This window comes from Nocardia sp. TBRC8007 (assembly GCF_056629435.1).
In genome coordinates, this window is record NZ_JBWSOR010000010.1 from 1 (window position 1) to 20,180 (window position 20,180).

Genomic DNA, 20,180 nt, shown 5'->3' on the forward strand with positions numbered 1-20,180 from the left:
GCACGGGCAGATCGTGGTCGTCACCGACAACCTTTCCAGCCATGACAGCAGAAGTACCCGTGCATGGCTCACCGGCCACCGCAGAATCCGGCATGTGTTCATCCCCAAACGTGCCTGCCGGCTGAACATGCAGGAGGGTTGGTGGCGCCTGTTCCGTAAGATCGCCCTCGCTGGAGTGTCTTTCGCCGATCCCGACGAGATCACCTACGCCACCAGGATCGCTACCGTCCAGCTCAATACCCGCGCCCGTCCCTGGGTGTGGGGCCGCCCGCCACCCAAACCACGCACCCGACGCCGCCGGTTCATGTATACCCTTTGAGGAACGAAGCACTAGAGGGTGTCTTACGTGGGGAGTTTCTTGTAGCAGGTGAGCGCGGTGTCGAGTTGTAGAAATGCTGCGAAGAGACGGCCGTGGCGTTCGTAGCGGATCGCCAATCGCCGGTATCCGGTCAACCACGCGATCGTACGCTCGATCTTCCACCGATGGCGGCCCAACTTCGTGGGGTCTTCGGTCCCGCGACGGGCGATCCGGGGAACGATCCCGCGAGTACGCAGCCAGCGGTGGTGGATATCGTAGTCGTAGCCTTTGTCCGCACGCAGTTCGGCGGGTTTGCCGCGGCGTGGGCCACGGACCGAGCGGATCCGTGGGATCGCCTCGACCATCGGCCGCGGCATCACCGAGTCGTGAGTATTCGCGCCCGTGACGCCGGTGACCAGCGGGATTCCGTTCGCGTCGGACAGGACGTGGATCTTGGAGCCTTTCTTACCGCGGTCGACCGGGCTACGGCCGGTCAGTGATCCCCCTAATGAGATGTAGCGAGTCCACCCATACGGCAAACTCGCTGCCGGTAGCGGCGGGCGGGTGAGCACTTGTTTCCCCCGGGACATCGAGTCCTGAAAAGATCGTGCCCCCGCCGGTCGACTGGGAGGATGGATCGCTGATGGGATGTCGTGTCCGCCGACCTCGGCGTGAGTGCGGAATTATCACAGGTCAGAGCACCATTCTTCTCTTCGCCAACGGCACACTGCGGACTCCGCAGCCGGACGAAATCTCTGGGTTACAGCCTCCCGTCAGGGGTCGCGCCGGCGTCGCCGGATTCCGGACCTCGCGGTGATCGACCGGCCCGGTCGGTCGCGAGGTCCGGCAACCTCGGTCACGCCGGAACTTCCGCCGCCATGGCGGGGGTGTCGTCCGGCGCCACCGACAGACCCACCGAACCGGTGCCCTCGACGATCGCCTCGGCCGCCGCGGCGCCGGCCTGCTCCAAGGTGAACGACTGCCCGAGCTTCAACGACACCACATCCACGTCCAGGGTTCGGTTGATCAGCGAACGGAATTCGACGGCCATGAGCGAATCCAGACCCAACTCCGGTACCGACACGGTCAGATCGATGGATTCGGCGGGCACCCCTAGCACCGTCGCCATCAGCTCGGCAAGCATATTGGCGACCACATCCTTGCGGTTGGCCTCTTCAAGGGTGGCGAGCTCGGCCCGCAACCGGGCAGCGGCCGAATCCTGCTCCGCCGAGGCCGCGATAATGCCCTCGATCCGGCCGGTCAACGGTATCTGCGGTCCACCGGCGGTCACGACACGCTGCCAGTCGATCGGGAAGAGGTTGACCTTGCGGATGGGGATGCCGAGCCGTAGCGTTTCCTCCAGGGTCACCGGTGCGTCGTCCATGTCCATGGGGTCGAATCCGGAGTTGATCAGATAGCGGGTGAGGTTCTCATCGTCTGCCAACAGGCCGCCACCGGCCATAAGGCCCCAGCCGACTGCCAGCGCGGGGACGCCCTGCCGGGCGAGCATCTCGGTGTAGGAGTTGATCGCGAGGTTGCCCGCGGTGTAGGAGTATTGGCCGACACCGGCGAAGATGGCGCTGCCGGAGGATAACAGGACGAAATAGTCCAGTCGCACCCCGGCCGCGACGACACCATCCCACAACGCGCGCGCGCCGATGAGTTTGGGGCGCAGTACCTTGGCCAGGCCAGCGCGGTCCATCACCCCGACGCGTTTGTCGTCCAACACGCCCGCAGTGTGGAAGACGCCCTTCAACGGATGCTCAGGAGTGTGCGCGCGGGCAATCACCGCGGCGATCGCCTCCGCATCGGTCACATCGACCCGCTCGGTGACCACATCGATACCCTGATGCTCCCAGACGGCGAGTTGTTTGCGGGCCCCGTCAGTGGTGGCGCCACTACGCCCGAGCAAGGTCAGGTGGCGGGCGCCCTTGTTGACCAGCCAACGGCCGATGGCCATCCCCAATCCACCGAACCCACCGGTGATCAGGTACTGCGCCCCGGAATCGATGACGACATCCGGGAACCGCGGACGCACTAACGGCGCTTCCTCGTCCAACGTCAGCACGACCCGACCGATCCGCGTGGAGCGCGCGGCTTCTTCGAAGGCGTGCGCGACCTCGGCGGTACCGAACACGTGGTAGGGCAACGGCCGGTAGGTGCCGTCACTGATCCGGTCATACACTTCAGGGATCTTCTCGAAGATCTGCTTCAGCCGCAGTCCCATCGTCCGGTCGAGGTCGAACGAGAAATAAGCCACGTTCTTGTCGAAGTTCTGCAGCTCCAGTGTGCCACCGAAGTAGATGTCGGCTTTGCCGAGCTCGAGGATGCGGCCGAATTCGGCGACGGCGTTGAAGTTCTGGGTCAGGATCTCTCCGGGCGCGCTGCTGACCACCACGTCCGCGCCCCGACCGTCGGTGAATGCCAACACCTCGTCCACGAAATCCAACGACCGTGAGTTCACCACACGGTCGGCACCCTGCTCGAGCACATAGGCACGGCGTGCGTCGGTGCTCGCGGTACCGATCACCCGTGCACCGTGCCGTTTTGCGACCTGGATCGCCGCCGACCCCACCCCACCGGCCCCGCCGTGCACCAGCACCGTCTCCCCCGGCTCCACCCGAGCCAGATCCAACAGCGCGAACTCTGCGGCGGTGAATACGGTGCAACTGCTGACCTCACCGGGTTCGACGTCCTTTCCGACGAGGTAGGCCCGGTCCGCGCTGAGCGTATTGTACCGGCGGATCATGTCCGGCCAGAACGCATGCACCCGGTCGCCGACCTCGTATTCGGTGACACCGGGACCGAGGCGGACGACCGTGCCGGAACCCTCCATACCTGGTTCCAGGCCATAGTAGGTGTCGGCGAGTTCGCGCTCACCGAGCACGCCGATGACCTTCATCGCGTCCTTGTAGCCGAGGCCGATCGCGGCTATCTTCACCTCGATCTCGCCGGGGCCCGGCTCACGCCGGCCACATTGCCGCCACCCCAGCTGGGAGAAGGTCTTGGTCCGGGGCAGCTCCAACCGGAAGTTGGCTTCCGGGTCGGTCAACGGCGCGGCCTCATTGAGATGATCGAGATGATCCTGCAGCGTCCGCTTCACCACCGGCACCCACCGCGCCCCGCCATGCAAGAACACCTCGTCGGCATGATCGTAGGTTAAGGCGCCCGGAATCGTCAGCTCCACCCCGAGATCGGTATCGGCGACCGCGCCGTCGAGGTCGATCAACCGCCACCGCAACCAGGACTGCTCATTGAGCAATGCCCGCCGGCTACCGGCCAGCGCGGCGTGACTGGCGTCCGGTGCGGTGTCGGCTTCCGGGTGGGTGAAGGCGTTCTCGGTGATCAGCGAGGCATAGTAGCCGCTGTCACCGAGGCGATCCACCTCGCTCCCGTGCTCATGCTTCCAGGCGTCGAGGAATTCCTCGGCGGTCACCGCGATCCGGCGCAGCGTCCACAGATTGTCCACATCGTCGTAACCGGTGTCGGCGGAGCCGGTGTCGGCGACCACGACCACATGCAGCCGGTCGACACCGGCACGAGTGCGAGCCGACCGCAGCCGCCGGGTCAGTTCGGCTTCCAGATCCTCGCGACCAGGATCACCGACAATGAACAGTTCCGCCCCCGCCGAACCGGACGTGGTGACACGCAGGATCTGCTCGGCGACCGGATTCGGCGCGGTACCCAGCATCACGACCAGGGTGTACAAGTCCCCGACCGACGGCAGCGTGGCCGGATCGATGGGATCGCGCATCTCCCAGACTTCTTCGTAGAAGAAATCGATCATGCGCTGTATCGGCGCCGGACGCGGCGAGATGGACCCGAACTTCATCCCCATGATCCGCATGCAGACGTTGTGATCGGCGTCGAGCAAATCGATATCGGTGATCGGCTCACGGGACGACTCGCTGGATGAAACGAGTCGCGCCACCACCACGACCTCCTCCGGCAGCGGCGCCAGCAGACGCACCCCGCGCACCTCCACCGGGACCATGGCACCTTCGTCCCTGCTGTGCGCGCCCGCGAACAGCAGGGAGCTGACATGCAAGGCGGCATCGACGATCGCCGGGTGCGCCGCATACCCGTCCTCGAGGGCGATAGCGCCATCGAGCGTGGCCACCACCGTCGTATCCGAGACCCGGAGCGAGGTGGCGCGCTGGAACATCGGCCCGTAGTCGAGTCCGTGCGCGGCCATGGTGGCATAGAACTCGGCCGGGTCGACCGTGCTCATCGTGTCGGTGTGGGGGACATAGGCCTTGATCTGGTCGAAGACGCCCTCGACCAACCGGCCGGTGGCGTTGACCGTCCATGTCGTGCCGGTTGTGCTGCGGGAGCGGATGGTGAAGCGATGGGTCGACTCTTCCACGTCGAGCCGCATGATCGGTATCTCACCGTCCGCGACGACCAGCGGGGCCACCAAACGCACCTTCTCCATACCGGCCTGGGTGGACTCGGTGCGCTGCAAGGCGGCGCTCAGGGCCATATCCAGATATCCCGTCCCCGGCATCACCCGGGTGCCGTCGACCACATGATCGGCCAGCCACGGCAGCGCCGGAGTACTCAACTGCAGCTGCCAGCTGGTGGTGCTGTCGTCCGGGTCCGAGTCGCCTAGCAGGGTATACCTGCCGGGTGTACCGAACCGATGGGTCAGGTCGGCCGGATGCTCGGTGCGTAGGTGGGTGTTCTGCCACGGATAGACCGGCAGGTCGATATGCGGGGTCGGGGACGGCAACTCGGCGAACAACGCCTCGATATCCAACACCCCTGCGGCATACAAGCCTGCGATGACCTGCCGGATGCTGTCGGCGTCGTCCTGTTTGCGGTTGAGTGTCGCGACGGTGGTGCCGGTCTCCCCGGCACCACGCAGGATCTCACGGATATTGGCACCCAGCACCGGATGCGGGCCGACCTCCACGAACACCCGGCTACCCGCGCCGACGAGCTCACCCACCGCGTCGGAGAACCGCACACTCCGACGCACATTCGCACACCAATACTCACCATCCCAATCAGCCTCGGTGACCCGAGTGCCGGTAACGGTGGAATACAACGGCACCCGCGGCACCGCGGGCCGGATATCCGCCAACACACCACGGAACTCGTCGAGGATCGGGTCCATCAGATGACTGTGGTAGGGCACCTCCACCTGCAGACGCTTGACGAAGACCCCGTCCTCGACCAACGATTCGGCGATCTCGTCGAGACGGGCCACCTCCCCGGCCAAGGTCACCGCCGAAGGGCTGTTGACCGCGGCGATATCCACTCCGCCGTCACCGGCGACGAGATCACGCGCCTCCGCCAACGGCAACCCGACCGCGAGCATCCCTCCCGACCCGGCGGTAGTGGCCTGCAACCGCGCCCGGTGATACCCCACCAACAACGCATCCCGCAACGACAGCACCCCCGACACATACGCCGCGGCCACCTCACCCACACTGTGCCCGACCACCGCCGCTGGCCGGATACTCAACTCCCGCAATACCGCACACAACCCCACCTGCACCAGGAAATTACCTGCCTGCGCGACCACCGTACTGGTCACCCGCGACCGCTCCTCCGGCCGCAACAACTCCTCCACGATCGACCAACCGGCGATCTTCTGGAACTCCGCATCGATCAGGGCCGCCTCTTCGGCGAAAACGCCACCGGCCTGCAACAACCCATGTCCCATCGCCCACCACTGCGGACCCATCCCGGTGAACACGAACACCGGCTCGGGAACCTTACTCGTTATCGCCCGGCTCACTCGTCCGGTGCCCTCGGCGAATTCGACCAAGCCCTCGATCAGCTCAGCGTCGTCGGCGAAGGGAATCCCGGCCCGGAACGGATGATGACTACGCCGCGTCCACGCCGTCTCGGCCAACCAGCCCTCATCCGCGCCAACCGCGATCCGCTCGATGAAACCCCGCGCCAAGTCCCGCACCGCCTGCTCGCTGCGCGCCGAGAGCGGTAACACCCCATAGTGTTTCGGCTCCCGCTGTTTCGGTTTCTGTTGTTTCGGTTTTCTGCTCGCGCCGTTACCGCTGGTGCGGGCGGGCGGGCGGTATTCCTGCAGGATGGCGTGCGCGTTCGTGCCGCCGTAACCGAAACCATTGACCGCGATGGTGACCCGATCGACCTCCGGACCGACCTCCTCGGTCTCCAACTGCAACCGGACATTCAATTCCTCGAACGGAATATCCGGATTCGGGGTATCCATCCACCCCTGCGGCGGAATGGTCCGCTTGGACACCGCCAACGCAGACTTGATCACACTCGCGACCCCCGACGCGGCCTCGGTATGCCCCAACTGCGGCTTCACCGACCCCACCCCCAACGGCACAGCACGCCCTTCGACCGCACCATAAGCACGACCGATAGCCCGCAACTCCAACGGATCCCCCACCGGAGTCCCCGTCCCATGCGCCTCCACATACGTCACCTCATGCGGCGCGATCCCCGCCTGCCTGGCGACCTTCTTGGCCAACGCCTCCTGCATATCAGCGTTCGGCACCGTGATCGCGGTCGTACGCCCATCCTGATTCGACCCCGTCGCCTTGATCACCGCATAGATCCGATCCCCATCCCGCTGCGCGGCCGCCAGCTTCTTCAACACCACCATCCCCACACCCTCACCACGCCCATATCCATCAGCAGCCGCGTCGAACGCCTTACTGCGCCCATCGGCGGCGAGGAAACCCCCCTTACACATCGAAATAAACTGTCCCGGCTGCGTCAACACGTTCACCCCACCGGCCACGGCCATCTCGCAATCCCCGCTGTCGATACCCTGACACGCCAGATGCAACGCGACCAGCGACGACGAACACGCGGTATCCACCGTGATCGCCGGCCCCACCAGATTCAGCGCGTACGCCAGCCGATTGGAAATCATCGTGAACGACGTGCTACTCGCCGCGTGCATATCCACAAACGGCAGTGTCAGAGGTGAGGACAGCTCAGCCAGCTGATCCAGGGTGAACGACCCCATGTACACCCCCAGGGAAGTCCCCGCGATCCGCCCGGCGATCCCGGCGTCGTCAAACGCCTCCCACGCTACTTCGAGTACCTGTCGCTGTGCGGGGTCCATCGACGCCGCCTCACGCGGCGAGATACCGAAGAAGTCCGGATCGAACGCCCACGGATCACTGGTCATGAACGCCGCCCGCTTGGTATACGCCCGAGCGGGTGTGCGTTTATCCGGATCGTAGAAACGCTGCCAAACCCACCGCTCGGGCGGGACATCACACACCCCGTCCCGTCTGCTGACAAGCAGATCCCAGAACGTTTCCGGGGATTCGATGCCACCGGCATAACGGCAGCCGATACCGACAATCGCAATATCAGACACAGTCGACTCCTGGGTTGGCCGAAAACACTTTGCCCGCATACCAGGCCCGGCGACAGTGACGGATCACCAAAAACGGACATTCCTCCAAAGAAAAGAGATGCTCCAGGATTATTTTTCACCCACCTGAAGCGTCCAATTAGTAACCTACCACCGAATGTGAATATCACAATATATCTTTATAGAGCCTTTTCACCTTTATTGAGCCTTTTCACCTTTGTCGTGCGGCCTGAATTTTATGGCCTTGGCGAGGCGGCCGGCCTTGTACGGGCAGCCTCGCCAGTACACGCCGGCTCTTCAGCTGCGCGATCGCGTGTTCACCCCGGCCGCGTAAGCGCGCGTGAGCGCGGTTGGCGGCCTTCTGGGAGGCTGGTTTGTTCTTACCCTTGTAGGGGTCAGCAAGGCTGTCGCGCCTTGATATCCCTTGTTGCCCAGTGTGTTCCAGTCACCGAGTTCGAGTTCGGCGAGGATCTGCCAGTTCCAGGCGGCTTTTAGGTCGTGCACGCTGCCGGGCAGGCTGTCCGATACCCACACGATATCTCCGTCGGGAGTGGAGAGGATCTGCACGTTCATGCCGTGGCGGCGGTGCGTGCCGGAGTAGAAGGGACGGTCGGCGGCGACCCGATCGATCGGGATCAGGGTGCCGTCCCCGATCAGGTAGGCGTGGCCGTCGGACTTCGCTCGCCGTAACGCTACCCGCAGGCTCGGTGCGCGGTCGGCGAGCAGGCCCACGGTTTCCTCGACATAGCGCCAGGCAGTGGTCGTGGAGATGTCGAACCCGGCCCCCAGATCGGCATATGTCTCCGCTTTTCGCAGCTGAGCCAGCACGAGCAGTGCTTGCCGCCCCGGATTCAGGATCCGCCATACCGACCCGATCGCGCGACGGTGACGGCGGATCACACCAGCCACCCAGGTCAGGGTCGAACGTGACAACGGCAGCGCGGAACGGTAGAAAAGCATCGAAGCCTCTGGTGGAACGGTCGTTTTGGTCGACAGCTGATCTACCAGGGGCTTCGCTGTCTGTCACATCGGCACCGCTGCGGCACAACACATCCCGCGGGCGATCCACGTAGAGGATGAAAAGGGCTCATTGTCACCGAGAAATCTCCAAAGAATTTTTGTGGAGTATTTCGAAGACTTTTTCGGCTCTTCCGAGTTAGTACTGCAACGACACTCATGTGAGTCGGTTCTGGTAGACCTGTCGTGTGGTGTTGGATCATGCTGTGGCCGAGTTGGATTCGTTGATGGTCGGGATCGGGGGCCGGTTCACGCGGTCGGAGCTGCGGGCTCGGGCGCGGGAGTATGTGTCGGGGTTGGAGCGGAAGAATGGGTGGACGCTGGCCGAGTATGCTGGTGAGACGGGGCCGCAGGGGATGCAGCGGTGCTGCGGCGGGCGGACTGGGACGTCGATCCGGACCCGGCTGGTGGATCTGGCGTTCACCACCGGATCGCGCTGGCATATCGAAGAAGCGTTCCAACAGGCCAAAGGCGAAGCCGGGCTCGACCACTACCAGGTCCGCGGCTACCGGGCCTGGTCACAATGGCGCCGCCACCGACAATACCAGGCCCGACTATCGTACTACCGGCGACGAGGACACCCACTCACCTGAGTGTCGTTGCAGTATTAAAAGCGTATCTAAAGCGAATTTAGGGGAATGTCAAAGAAATCTGACGAGGTGATCTCAAGCACTCCGAAGCCTGGATTTCTTGCGAAAATCTTGCGAAAATACTGGCACACAACGCGCAAATCACCGCATCTCGCTAGGGTCACACCAGCCGTCAGCGAAGCAAAAGCGATTCCATGTGGATGCACAGCTGAGCCGACCGGAACCGAAGTGCCAGAGAGGAAACTGTGCAGCGATCAAACCCAGTCCAGGCCGACAAGGCAGGCACCACCATCTACAACCCGGTCACCCTGGCTGTCTACGATGCCTTCGTTCTTGGGTTCAGCAACCACCTGGCATGGCGCTGTCCCACCTCGAAACTGCTCGATCTCTACAACCGCAACGTGACCGCAGACCACCTCGACATCGGCCCCGGCAGCGGGTGGTACCTCGCCAACGCCGCCTTACCGGCGAACTGTGGCGTCACCCTGTTTGATCTGAATGTCAACTCGCTCGCGACGACCACTCGCCGCCTGCGGGGCCGCGACGGTGTGACAGTCGCGTCGCACTTAGGCAGCATCCTGCAGCCACTCCCAGTGGCGCACCCGGTCCGCTCGGTTGCAGCCAACTTCGTCATGCACTGTGTCCCGGGCACCTGGAGGGAGAAAGGAATTGCCTTCCGTCACATCGCCGACGTCATGCATGACGACGGTGTGTTCTTCGGCTCGACGATCCTCGGCCGCGGTGTAGCAGTGAATTTACTGGGGAGAACCATCAGTGCCGTGTACAATGGCCACCTTCGGATCTTCCATAACACGCAGGACGATCTTGACGGCTTGGAGACAGCGCTGAGAGCAGCATATTCCGACGTGGAGTTGACTGACATCGGCGCCGTCGCCACATGGGAAGCACGTCGCCCGAAGCGTGCCGTCGCCGAAGGCTAGCGAGCCGTGCGCGAGTGGAAGGCGCTGCCGCACAACAGTGCTTTCTGCCGGTCATGCTTCACTGTGTGGCCGTGGCTCGCCGTGAGCTACGGCCACACAGTGTCGTTGACACACGCGCAGGTTCGCTTTAGTGCTTCGTTCCTCAAAGGGTATACATGAACCGGCGGCGTCGGGTGCGTGGTTTGGGTGGCGGGCGGCCCCACACCCAGGGACGGGCGCGGGTATTGAGCTGGACGGTAGCGATCCTGGTGGCGTAGGTGATCTCATCGGGATCGGCGAAAGACACTCCAGCGAGGGCGATCTTACGGAACAGACGCCACCAACCCTCCTGCATGTTCAGCCAGCAGGCACGTTTGGGGATGAACACATGCCGGTTTCTGCGGTGGCCGGTGAGCCATGCACGGGTGCTTTTGCTGTCGTGGCTGGAGAGGTTGTCGGTGACGACGATGATCTGTCCGTGCGGATTGTCGTCCTCGATCAGCTGCAGAAACTGTTGATAGCCAACACTATTGCGTGACGGCGCGGTCATGGTGACCGCATGGCCGTCACGCACGCGCAGCCCACCGTAGACCCAGGTCTTCTCCGGACCGCGCGAGTAGTCCAACTCGGCGGTGATCCGATGCCCGTCGGGTGACCAGCCCGGCGCCGGCGGAAAGGAACGAGGGATCACCGGACCGAGTTCCTCAGCGCAGATCACGGGGGAGTCTTCCGGTGGGGCGGTGTAGAGTTCCACGACTGCAGCCCTTGTGGGGCGAACTCCGCATCGGTGCTGCGTGCCCAGCTACGGGTACGACGCCACCGAACCCCCTCCGCACGCAGGATCCGCCGAACCTGGCTACGCGCGATCTCGATCCCCTGCGCGCGAGCCGCACCGGTGAGCGTGTCCAAGGTCCATTCACCGGGCCCGTTCTCGGTCTCGGCCACCAACTCCCCGTCCGGGCGACGCACCGGTTTCCCCGCGGGCACCGACCGGGCCAACGCGATGACCTGCCCACGCTCGGTACAGCGATCACATTGGCCGAACTACACCAAGGCGTCGCGATGGCGAAGGACAACGCCACCCGAGCCGAGCAACTCGGCGCCGCCATTGTGGATTTCGAGCCGCTGCCGTTCGATGAACAAGCTGCCACACGCTACGGTACCCTGGTCGCGCTCACCTCGGCCGCGAAGCGCGACTGCGCCGGATGGACTCGCGCGTAGTGACATTGCCTCAGCTCACCTTCCGCGCCCGGCGCGCACCAGGCGCGGTCATCTAGCCGACCCGCTGGAAGGTTTGACGTCCTCCTTGGCCTGAAGGACCAAGGATTCCTACCAGCGTCCACACGGGACGCTCTCGGTGGGTTCCTGTTCCATAGGGGCCTGCTCTCCACTAGACGGAGAGGCTGACAGCCCCTCCACAGGCGTTTAACCTCTCGGCCTGCCCGGCCGCGAGGATATTGACCGCCGCATTCAGATCACGGTCATGCGTTGCACCGCAGGCACATGTCCAGGTCCGCACAGACAACGGTTTCGGGTCCCCGAATGAATCGAGCGGACCACACCCGGCCTGCGCCGAGCAGCGCTTCGAGTTCATAACGGCTGTGACGACGCTGCCGGTGTGCGGGCTCCCCGTTGTTCATCACTCGGTAGGGGCGAACGATCGCCGCCGCAAGTGCCTCGAATTCCTATTGTCCCAACTGGCGTACATGGACTGCACCGCAATGGCTCTGAAATCGCACGGCAGTGCCGACGCCTGCGACTATGACATAGTCCAGAAATTCCGCGCCCAGCGCGTTCTCGCCGGTCTGTGGATCGGGCACCGGACCGGCCGCGTGGTAAGCGTGATCAACGGTCAAGGAAAGGATCGCGCCGCGCGCCGCAATTCGTCGCTGACGCGAGCGAACAACGGATGAGCGCGACTGCCGCGACGGTAGGCGATCCGGGTGCGTCTACCGATCGGGAGGGGCGTGAGCACTACCCCTGCCGGGACGTCGATCGCCCCGAGTTGCGGAACCAACGCCACGCCCGCTCCTGCCGCGACGAGTCGCAGGACCGTCGCGAAGTCATCGATCCGGTGGGCTATCCGTGGTTCGAATCCCTGGGACTGGCAAGTGCGCACGGTCATGGCGTGGCAGAGAGTGCCTGGGTTGCCGACTATCCAGGGACTCGCGTGGTGATGGCGGATCACCGCGTCGTTGGGCACTTCCCGCGCCACGGCAGCGGCCAGGTACACGACCTCATCGAGTAGCGGGTCGAGCTCGATGCCCGAGCCCATGACAGAGGGGACGTTGTCGTATTCGTGAACCAGCGCGACATCGAGCCTGCCGCCGCGGAGGAGATCCGGCACATCCGCGGGGTCGACCTCGGTCACCGTCAACTCCAAATCCTTTTCGATACGGCCGATTTCCGATAGCGCGGGTAGCACAATCGTCCGGAAAGCGGTGGGGAAAGCCCCCAAGCGCACCGATCCCGACAGGCCTGTCGCACTCGCGACGAGCGCGGCTTCGGCTCGTTCCAGATCGGCCAGAACCACCTCGGCATGCTCGACGAGCACAGCCCCGGCGGGCGTGAGATTCACCCGACGTCCCGTGCGTGTCAAGAGGGGGCGACCAGCCTCGCGTTCCAGCGCCGCGATTTGTTGCGACACCGCCGAGGGCGTATACGAGAACGCTTCCGCGACCGCCGCGATAGTGCCTCGATGAGCCAGTTCGCGAAGAAGTCTGAGCTTGCGTATGTCGAGCATCAGCTCAGCTTATGAAAGACGATAAAGATAGTAACTGGATCTTGTTTATGTCGCCGGTGAGACTAGGCGTATGACCTTCCACCCGTCCGGAATATTCGTCCCGCTCGTCACGCCCTTCGCCGACAGTGGCGAACTGGCGACCACCGACCTGGAACGTCTCGCCCACACTGTGCTCGAGGAGGGAGCGGCCGGGATCGTCGCGTTGGGAACCACCGCTGAATCATCCGCACTGAGCCCGCGGGAACGTCGAGAGGTCATGCGGATCTGCGGCAAGGTGTGCCGTGAGCACGATGCTCCTTTGCTCGTCGGGGCGGGCTCCAACGACACCGCGAGCACAGTGCGCGCCGTCCAGGAGCTGAACGAGGAAACCGATGCCGCAGGTGCGTTGGTGGTGGTCCCGTACTACACACGACCGTCCGAGGCAGGGATCGTGGCGCACTTCGAGTACGTCGCAGCACGCAGTCCGCTCCCGCTGGTTCTGTACAACGTTCCATATCGCACCGGTCGCCAGTTGGGTTGGGAATCCATCGTGCGTCTGGCGGAGCATCCTCGGATCGTCGGCATCAAGCAGGCGGTCGGCGCGGTGGACACCGACACCGCGCGACTGCTCGCCGAATCCGCGAATTCGTTCTCGGTTCTCGCGGGAGAGGACACGCTGGTCTCACCGCTGCTGGCAATGGGCGCGGCGGGAGCGATCCTGGCGACCGCGAACGTCTGCACCCGCGAGTTCGTCGAATTGTTCCAGTTGTGGCACAGCGGAGAAACCGCGCGGGCACGGGTGCTGGGGAACCGGCTCGTCGAACCCGCGAGCGCGCTCATGTCCGAGCCCAATCCCACGATGATCAAGGCTGTTCTCCATGCCCAGGGCCGGATATCGACTGCCAATGTCCGGTTGCCATTGCTGCCCGCCGCCGCGCCAGTGGCGATTCGGGTCGATTCCCCTGCTTCAGCCGCACCCTTACGGTGACCCGGCCACTCCGGCATCGAAACCTCTTACAGTGCACCCCAACAGCTCGTTCTGCCCCATGCCGTCCGCCTGACCGATCGGTGGAGATAGCCGGACACCGTCACCTCAACCCGCATCCAGCGGCTGCCGCACGTGTGCGGGGCAGGGCAGCCGGAATGCGAGCGCCGGCGGTTAGGGTTTCTGCGTGGAAGACGATGAACGCATGGTCTGGCAGCTGACGGTGGGGCTAGGACTGCCCGATGCGACCGGGCCCGGCTCCCTTGCCTACGAGGGGATCCATCCGATCGCACTGACGCTGGAGGAAAGCGCTCATCGAATCCGTGGGGTGAACCGCATCCCATGTTTCACCTGGTTCGGACCGGTCTCCGAGTTCGATGAATTCGTGCGTCGGGCGCGGGGGATGCCTACGACCCGGCAGAAGTACCGGTCGAATGCTGCCTCGATGTCTATATAACCGATAGCGAGCTGGACGAGCTGGTACAGGCGGTCTTGGCCGATCTCGGCATCAGCGAGGACGGATACTGCGCGAGCAGCGGGCCGGAAGATAACTCTCGGTCTACGGCATATCTCGCTGGAGTCACAGGACAACAGCTTCTACCAGCACCTTGTCGACCAGTAACAGTACATGCACCGGACCGATACCGACTGAGTACAGTCCCGCTCCGCGGGCTCATCGAGTCGGCGGCAGTTGACGTCCTCCTTCTCCCGAGGACGAGAGATTCCGGCCCACACAGGCTGCTCGCACGGGGCTACGCCGTGCTTCCAGCGAGTTCCCGTACAGGCGGCGACCGCCTCCGTCCCATGCAAGGCGTAAGCAATACGTCGACCAGTTCGGAGTATTGCTGTTAGCAAATGTAGTATTTGTGCTACAAATTAATAGAGACCAAGTACAGGAGGGCTTATGGACTCGAGTGGCAGGGTGGTTCTCGACGTCGATGCCGTACAGATGCGGTATGGCACCATCGATGTCCTGTACGACATGACATTTCAAGCGTTGCGCGGGGAGGTACTGGTTATGCTCGGCCCCAACGGGGCTGGTAAGACCACGACACTGGAGATACTGGAGGGGTTTCGCAAGCGTTCATCGGGTCGAGTCACCGTCCTCGGGGCTGACCCCGAACACGGTGACGAACGCTGGCGCGCACGAATCGGGGTCGTTCTACAGTCCTGGCGTGATCACGCCAAATGGCGGGTGCGGGAACTACTCGAGCATATGGGCGCGCTGTACCGCCCCTACTGCACCGACGGTGCCAGGAAGCCATGGGACAGCGATGAACTCATCGAGCTGGTGGGGCTGACCGGCCACGCGAACGCCAAGATCACCACCCTGTCGGGAGGCCAGCGCCGCAGACTGGACGTGGCCATCGGCATTATCGGCCGCCCGGAATTGCTGTTCATGGACGAACCCACCGCGGGTTTCGATCCCGCCGCACGCCGCGATTTCCACGATCTCATCCACCGTCTGGCCGATCTGGAGGACACGACTGTGTTGCTGACGACCCATGATTTGGACGAAGCGGAGAAGATCGCCGATCGGATCCTGATCCTGGCGGGCGGGCGCATCATCGCCGACGGTTCGGCGACGGAGTTGTCCCGCACCGTCACCGGAGAAGCCGAAGTGCGCTGGACCCTCGATGATCAACGTTTCATACACACCACCGCCGAATCGACGAAGTTCGTCCACGACCTGTTCGAACAGCACGGTGCGGGCATCGACGAGTTGGAGGTGCGCCGCGCCTCACTGGAAGAGGTCTATATGAGACTGGTGCAGCGCTACGAATCCGGCGAGATCGAGACCCCGGTCCACACTCTTACGGAGATCGCCCGATGAATCCCACCCGCACCGCCATCCGGGTCGGCATGGCCCGCGGATGGATCGAGCTCCGCCAGCTGTTCGCTACCGGTTTCGACCTGATCGGACAGTTCCTCACCCCCGCTATCGCACTCGGGGTGCTCTATCTGCTGCGCGACCGCGACTACGCGGGCAGCGACCTCTCGGTCGCCGAACTAGCACTACCCGGCCTGCTCGGCAGCATCGTCGCGTTCAACGGACTGTACGGGATCGTCTACGCGCTGGTGCTCGATCGCGAGGACGGCACCCTGCTGCGCGCCAAAGCCGCACCCAACGGCATGGTCAGCTACTTCATCGGCAAGATCATCACCGTGGCGGGATCGGTGTGCGTGCAGGTGGTCGTAGTGCTGGCAGTAGGCATGATGATCATCGGCGGGTCCTCCTTCGACGGGGCGGGCGCGTGGGCGAACTTCGCCTGGATCGTGCTACTCGGCCTGCTCGCCACCCTGCCGATCGGCGCGATCCTGGGCAGCATCCTCGACAATCCACGCGATACCTTCCTGCTGACCATGCCGCTGATGGGACTGGTCGCCATCTCCGGTATCTTCTACCCGATCACCGCCCTGCCCGGTTGGCTCCAAGGCCTGGCCCAAGCGTTCCCGACCTACTGGGCCGGGATCGGCATGCGCTCGGCGCTGCTGCCCGACGAGGCGGTCACCGTCGAAATCGACCAGTCCTGGCGACACCTCGAAACTGCTGCCGTACTGGGCATATGGGCCGTGGTGGGCCTGCTGATCGCGCCGATGGTGTTGCGGCGCATGGCCCGCCACGAATCAGGATCGAGCATGCAAACACGAAGGGACAAGGCGATGCAACGTGCCTTCTGAGGTCATCTACAACCGCATCGCGATGCTGCGCGCCGAGCGCGGCATCTCGCGGCGCGAGCTGGCCGGAGCACTCGGCGTCCACTACCAGACAGTGGGCTACCTCGAACGCGGCGAATACAGCCCCAGCCTGCACTTGGCGCTGCGCATCGCCGCCTACTTCGAAGTCGCGGTGGAAGTGGTGTTCGCCACCGAACCCTTCCCCCGGTTGGGATCGAACACCGATACCGCGTGAATCGTCGCCCTGCGGCACACCCGCATGACGGCAACACCACCGATCCACTGTCATGTTGTGGCCGGGCGGCGAATGACTTCGCTCCGGCTACCTCGGTGGGATCCATTCGGGGTACTGCGGCTCTACCGGACGGCGGAGTTCGTTCAGGTTGGCCGGGGCTTCGAAATTTCTCGCGCCTTCCTGGTACTGGTCCGGAGGTTCGCTTTCGGTGACGACCAGTCCGGGGATCTGTTCCTTGTACCAGTCGACACAGCTCTCAGGTATTTGTTCCATCTGCCAGATGGTGGTGATCTTCCAATTGTCGAAGACATTCCAGGAAGGTGTGCGACCATCTGGGTAGTCGATCGATTCCCGCGATGGATCAGTAGCCCCCGGAACACCCAGGGAATCGCCACTTCGATGCAGTACGATATACATGGTCGATAATCCGAACTTAGAATTCTCGCCAGCAATCGCTTTTGATGCAGGGACTCCCAAGTAACAGACAGCAGCACTAACAGTTTCGCCTTCATATTCGTACTCGACGATATGATTATATGCCGTCATGTCGGCCTTTACCGGCGCATGATATCCGGGTGCGCGGCGGTAGTCATTGCCATTCTTGTACCGGGTATCGACTCTCCCATGGCCTCTGTCATCCAAGAGATCGTCACCGTATCCCGGATAGTAGAGCGGAGCCGCACCGAGGTAGCGGGCCAATCTCCCTGCCTCACCCACCGCTCGGATCAGCTCGGCACCGCGGTCCGACAGATCGACGCCCGGTTCTGCGGTCCACACATTTGTCCACGGTATATCTGGGAGGACGTCCGAATATTCGTCTTCTCCTGAAGCTGCATGACGATGAGGAAGAGAATTCTCCGGGGCATGATTTCCATCGGCGAAGTATACGGCCGCAGCCAAGACGATAACGACTGTACCGATCGCAGCCACTTTCCCATGACCGCTGGTCAGAAAGGACAGGACAGTTGATTGCCACCCCTGGGCGGATTCATTGCCGTTCATCGGCTTCCAACATTGTTGACATAAGGGCTGATCACTCTATTGTAGCTATTTTCGAAAGCTGTTTCGTCACCCTTCCGGCCGAGTGAGCTGAACATTCCATCGAGTTGCGAATTGAGTTCCGAGTAGTTTGAGTCGGCTTGAATACTTTGCCAGGACCTGAGTTCATCCCCCTCGAATAGCGATGTGTAGATCGCCCGCTCCTCCAGCGGGATATCCATGCTCTCCAAGATCATGTGGTTGAGCAGGGAGATGTCCGGCCGCACAATATCGGGCGCCTTGCCCGGCTCGGGCTCCAGCCCCTGGAACCAGGGTTTCCAGCCGTCAGCTGCGCCGGTATACGCGCCTGCCACAAAGTCCCCGGTAGGGCCTGGGCCCGCAGTCGCTCCGAGCGATATGTAAGCTCGAACGGTCTCGTAGAGATAGCCGCGCCGATCATATTCTGCCTTGGCGTCCAGATAGTCCCCTTCGGCCTCCGCGGTGGCGTTCATCAGCCGGCTATTGTCCACCAGAGCACGCAGCCGTCCGGCAGTGTCCAAGTGGCTGCGCCCATCGGATGCGCCGGGATCGGCGGCGTAGGCGCGCAGCTCTCCCTCCATCGCTGCCACCGCGCGCTTGTGTAATTCGCTCACCCGCCCCTCCGTGCCTTCGGCGGCACTCGTGGACAGCGAGGATTCCACCCCACCCAAGAGGCCGAAGACGTTCATCGATCCCTGATAGGACTCGTCGCCATTCGGGTCGATCCAGCTGCGGAATTTTCCATCGACCTGTTCACGCGGGGCGAAGGTCAGCGGGAGGTCCGGTTGGTTATCTCCGGCCATCGCGGCGGCATAGGGGGCCATATTGGCGTCGAGTGTTTCGACCAACCGCGGGTTCAGTGCGAAGACCGTGTGGTCGGGCGCTCCGAGTGCGGTGAGTTCGCTCCAGCGGGTTTCGGGGCTTTCCGCTCCTTCGCCTGCGATATAGGCGCCCATCGCGCCCAGGATCTCGCCGGTGCGTTCGGCTCTGGCGACATCGTCCGGATCGTTCCGGTCCTCGATGGTGGCGTCGGCCGGGTCGAAGGAGAATAGACTGCCCGCGGCTTCGCCGTCGTCGGTCCAGTTGTGGGTGAGGATGTTTCCGAGGGTCTCCTCGCTGTTGTCCCCGGTGACGAGTTCCTGGACGGCGTTCTTGTCGGCGCCCGCGGCGAGGAACAGATCTTCGGCGATCCTCGGTCCGGTCTGAGTCCAGATGTTCGGGTCCCCGGTTCCGCCATCGATGGTCAGCGCGGTGCCGCCGACCATTCCATGGGAGTCGTCCTTGTAGTCCTCGTACGCGTTGACGTATTCGGCTCCGACATCCAGCATGGCGCGGTCGATATCGCTGCCGAGTTGATATTCGGGATCGGCGTGCTTCATCACATTGGCGATGGCCTGGTTGTCGGCGACCCCATTGAGCTTCACCTCCTTGTTGAGGAAGTACTTCGAGTCCTTCGACGCCAGATCGGGCCGGGTGAGGGACTGCTGGATGGACTCGGGAAGCTGTTTCATCCCCCCACGCCCATTGTGTGGAAGGTCCTTGTCGTTGTTCGCGACGGGACCAGCGGCGACCGCCGGGGTCGAGATGATGTTCATCGAGTTCGCCAGTGCCCGCTGACTCTCGGGCGGCAATTTGCCGACTATCTGCTCGATCTCCTTGGGGCTCTTGCCATCCAGCGCGTTACTCACCTGGGTGAGGTACTCCATCTGGGATGCCGGAATCGTAGTGGTGTCGCCACGCTCCAGAGCCTCCCGTTGTTCCGGAGTGAGCTGAGCGGCCTCGATAAGCCGCTGGGTCTGTTCCGGGGCCATAGTCGCCGGGTTGGTGACCAGGGCTTCCGCATCGGTGCGACCCTGCTCGGCGCCGAGGGCCGCGGCCGAGACGAACGCGGCCCGCAAATCGTTCTGGGCCGCACCGAGAGCGTCTCGTACCGCGATATCCGCTCGCAAGGCTTCCTGGACCGCGTGATTCAGCGCCGATTGCAGATCGGCCAGAGCTTGTCGCTCGGCCGGTGACGCGGCGTGGTCGGGATGCGTCAAGCCGAGCGTGCTGTCGTTGATCAGATAGCAACGGCCGATAGCTTCGGCGAGGGCGCCCCGCGCCCGCAGCAGTGGCGCGTGGATTTCGTCGTAACCGGCTTTCGCCCGGTCTGCCACCTGCTCGATCCGGTCGGCCAGTTCCCGCATGGTGCGCTGGTCGGCGCGCGCTCGATCCTGCGCGGCCTCGGCGCACGCGCCCTCCCAATACGCGTCGCCCACCTGAGTGACGGCATGGACGTACGCGTCGAAGATCCGCTCGAGATCACCGGCGAAACCGATCCAGCTGTTGCCGAGCTCGAGCAGCATGGCCGGGTTCGCGGTCTCCACCCACTGTCGAAGATTCATCTCGCC

General features: G+C 63.5%; 16 protein-coding genes and 2 pseudogenes. 9 read left to right on the forward strand and 9 right to left on the reverse strand.

Features of this window, described 5'->3' with window-relative positions; translation table 11 throughout:
- The coding region (locus tag ACX4ZE_RS11305; RefSeq protein ID WP_480273324.1) for a transposase at positions 1–319 on the forward strand (319 nt) is incomplete at its 5' end.
- A gap of 23 nt (positions 320–342) precedes the next feature.
- Here the strand turns inward: ACX4ZE_RS11305 and ACX4ZE_RS11310 are convergent.
- From ACX4ZE_RS11310 to ACX4ZE_RS11320, 3 genes and pseudogenes are all read right to left on the reverse strand, one after another.
- Positions 343–804, reverse strand: a pseudogene (locus ACX4ZE_RS11310) (IS5 family transposase); the annotation flags it as partial.
- A gap of 350 nt (positions 805–1,154) precedes the next feature.
- Positions 1,155–7,628, reverse strand: coding sequence for an SDR family NAD(P)-dependent oxidoreductase (locus ACX4ZE_RS11315; protein ID WP_480273325.1), 6,474 nt, complete (start codon positions 7,626–7,628; stop codon positions 1,155–1,157).
- A gap of 294 nt (positions 7,629–7,922) precedes the next feature.
- Positions 7,923–8,585 (reverse strand): transposase family protein, encoded by a 663-nt coding sequence (locus ACX4ZE_RS11320; RefSeq protein ID WP_480273326.1) that lies wholly within the window; start codon positions 8,583–8,585, stop codon positions 7,923–7,925.
- A 245-nt stretch (positions 8,586–8,830) separates the two neighbouring features.
- On the opposite strand from ACX4ZE_RS11320, the pseudogene ACX4ZE_RS11325 reads away from it, so the two are divergent.
- Positions 8,831–9,036: pseudogene (locus ACX4ZE_RS11325) on the forward strand (IS701 family transposase); the annotation flags it as partial.
- 441 nt (positions 9,037–9,477) lie between these two features.
- Positions 9,478–10,173, forward strand: coding sequence for a class I SAM-dependent methyltransferase (locus ACX4ZE_RS11330; protein ID WP_480273327.1), 696 nt, complete (start codon positions 9,478–9,480; stop codon positions 10,171–10,173).
- 142 nt (positions 10,174–10,315) lie between these two features.
- Here the strand turns inward: ACX4ZE_RS11330 and ACX4ZE_RS11335 are convergent, their stop codons facing one another.
- A complete protein-coding gene (locus ACX4ZE_RS11335) occupies positions 10,316–10,906 on the reverse strand; it encodes a transposase (RefSeq protein WP_480273328.1) in 591 nt (196 codons plus the stop codon).
- Positions 10,867–11,151, reverse strand: a complete 285-nt coding sequence (locus ACX4ZE_RS11340; protein ID WP_480273329.1) for a hypothetical protein — start codon at positions 11,149–11,151, stop codon at positions 10,867–10,869. The genes ACX4ZE_RS11335 and ACX4ZE_RS11340 overlap by 40 nt, the downstream gene beginning before the upstream one ends.
- A 63-nt stretch (positions 11,152–11,214) precedes the next feature.
- Between ACX4ZE_RS11340 and ACX4ZE_RS11345 the strand changes: the two genes are divergently transcribed.
- Complete coding sequence (locus tag ACX4ZE_RS11345) at positions 11,215–11,373, forward strand: hypothetical protein (protein ID WP_480273330.1); 159 nt, start codon at positions 11,215–11,217, stop codon at positions 11,371–11,373.
- A gap of 169 nt (positions 11,374–11,542) precedes the next feature.
- On the opposite strand, the gene ACX4ZE_RS11350 is transcribed toward ACX4ZE_RS11345, so the two are convergent.
- A complete protein-coding gene (locus ACX4ZE_RS11350; RefSeq protein WP_480273331.1) occupies positions 11,543–11,746 on the reverse strand; it encodes a zinc ribbon domain-containing protein in 204 nt (67 codons plus the stop codon).
- A gap of 258 nt (positions 11,747–12,004) precedes the next feature.
- Positions 12,005–12,895 carry a LysR family transcriptional regulator gene (locus tag ACX4ZE_RS11355; RefSeq protein WP_480273332.1) on the reverse strand — a complete coding sequence of 297 codons (891 nt, stop codon included), beginning with the start codon at positions 12,893–12,895 and terminating at the stop codon, positions 12,005–12,007.
- Between the two features lie 70 nt (positions 12,896–12,965).
- On the opposite strand from ACX4ZE_RS11355, the gene dapA reads away from it, so the two are divergent.
- The 5 genes from dapA to ACX4ZE_RS11380 all read left to right on the forward strand — a co-directional run bounded on the left by dapA (position 12,966) and on the right by ACX4ZE_RS11380 (position 16,773).
- Positions 12,966–13,862 (forward strand): 4-hydroxy-tetrahydrodipicolinate synthase, encoded by an 897-nt coding sequence (gene dapA, locus ACX4ZE_RS11360; protein WP_480273333.1) that lies wholly within the window; start codon positions 12,966–12,968, stop codon positions 13,860–13,862.
- Positions 13,863–14,046: 184 nt separating this feature from the next.
- Positions 14,047–14,316: a hypothetical protein gene (locus ACX4ZE_RS11365; RefSeq protein WP_480273334.1), complete on the forward strand. Its 270-nt coding sequence runs from the start codon at positions 14,047–14,049 to the stop codon at positions 14,314–14,316.
- Between the two features lie 447 nt (positions 14,317–14,763).
- Positions 14,764–15,693 (forward strand): ABC transporter ATP-binding protein, encoded by a 930-nt coding sequence (locus ACX4ZE_RS11370; protein ID WP_480273335.1) that lies wholly within the window; start codon positions 14,764–14,766, stop codon positions 15,691–15,693.
- Positions 15,690–16,541 carry an ABC transporter permease gene (locus ACX4ZE_RS11375; RefSeq protein WP_480273336.1) on the forward strand — a complete coding sequence of 284 codons (852 nt, stop codon included), beginning with the start codon at positions 15,690–15,692 and terminating at the stop codon, positions 16,539–16,541. The genes ACX4ZE_RS11370 and ACX4ZE_RS11375 overlap by 4 nt, the downstream gene beginning before the upstream one ends.
- The gene (locus tag ACX4ZE_RS11380; protein WP_480273337.1) at positions 16,531–16,773 is read left to right on the forward strand and encodes a helix-turn-helix transcriptional regulator; all 243 of its coding nucleotides are present in this window, start codon (positions 16,531–16,533) and stop codon (positions 16,771–16,773) included. The genes ACX4ZE_RS11375 and ACX4ZE_RS11380 overlap by 11 nt, the downstream gene beginning before the upstream one ends.
- A gap of 87 nt (positions 16,774–16,860) precedes the next feature.
- Here the strand turns inward: ACX4ZE_RS11380 and ACX4ZE_RS11385 are convergent, their stop codons facing one another.
- Positions 16,861–17,775 carry a hypothetical protein gene (locus ACX4ZE_RS11385; RefSeq protein WP_480273338.1) on the reverse strand — a complete coding sequence of 305 codons (915 nt, stop codon included), beginning with the start codon at positions 17,773–17,775 and terminating at the stop codon, positions 16,861–16,863.
- Positions 17,772–20,174: a TPR repeat domain-containing protein gene (locus ACX4ZE_RS11390; protein WP_480273339.1), complete on the reverse strand. Its 2,403-nt coding sequence runs from the start codon at positions 20,172–20,174 to the stop codon at positions 17,772–17,774. Before ACX4ZE_RS11390 ends, ACX4ZE_RS11385 begins: the two co-directional genes overlap by 4 nt.
- Between the last annotated feature and the right edge of the window lie 6 nt (positions 20,175–20,180).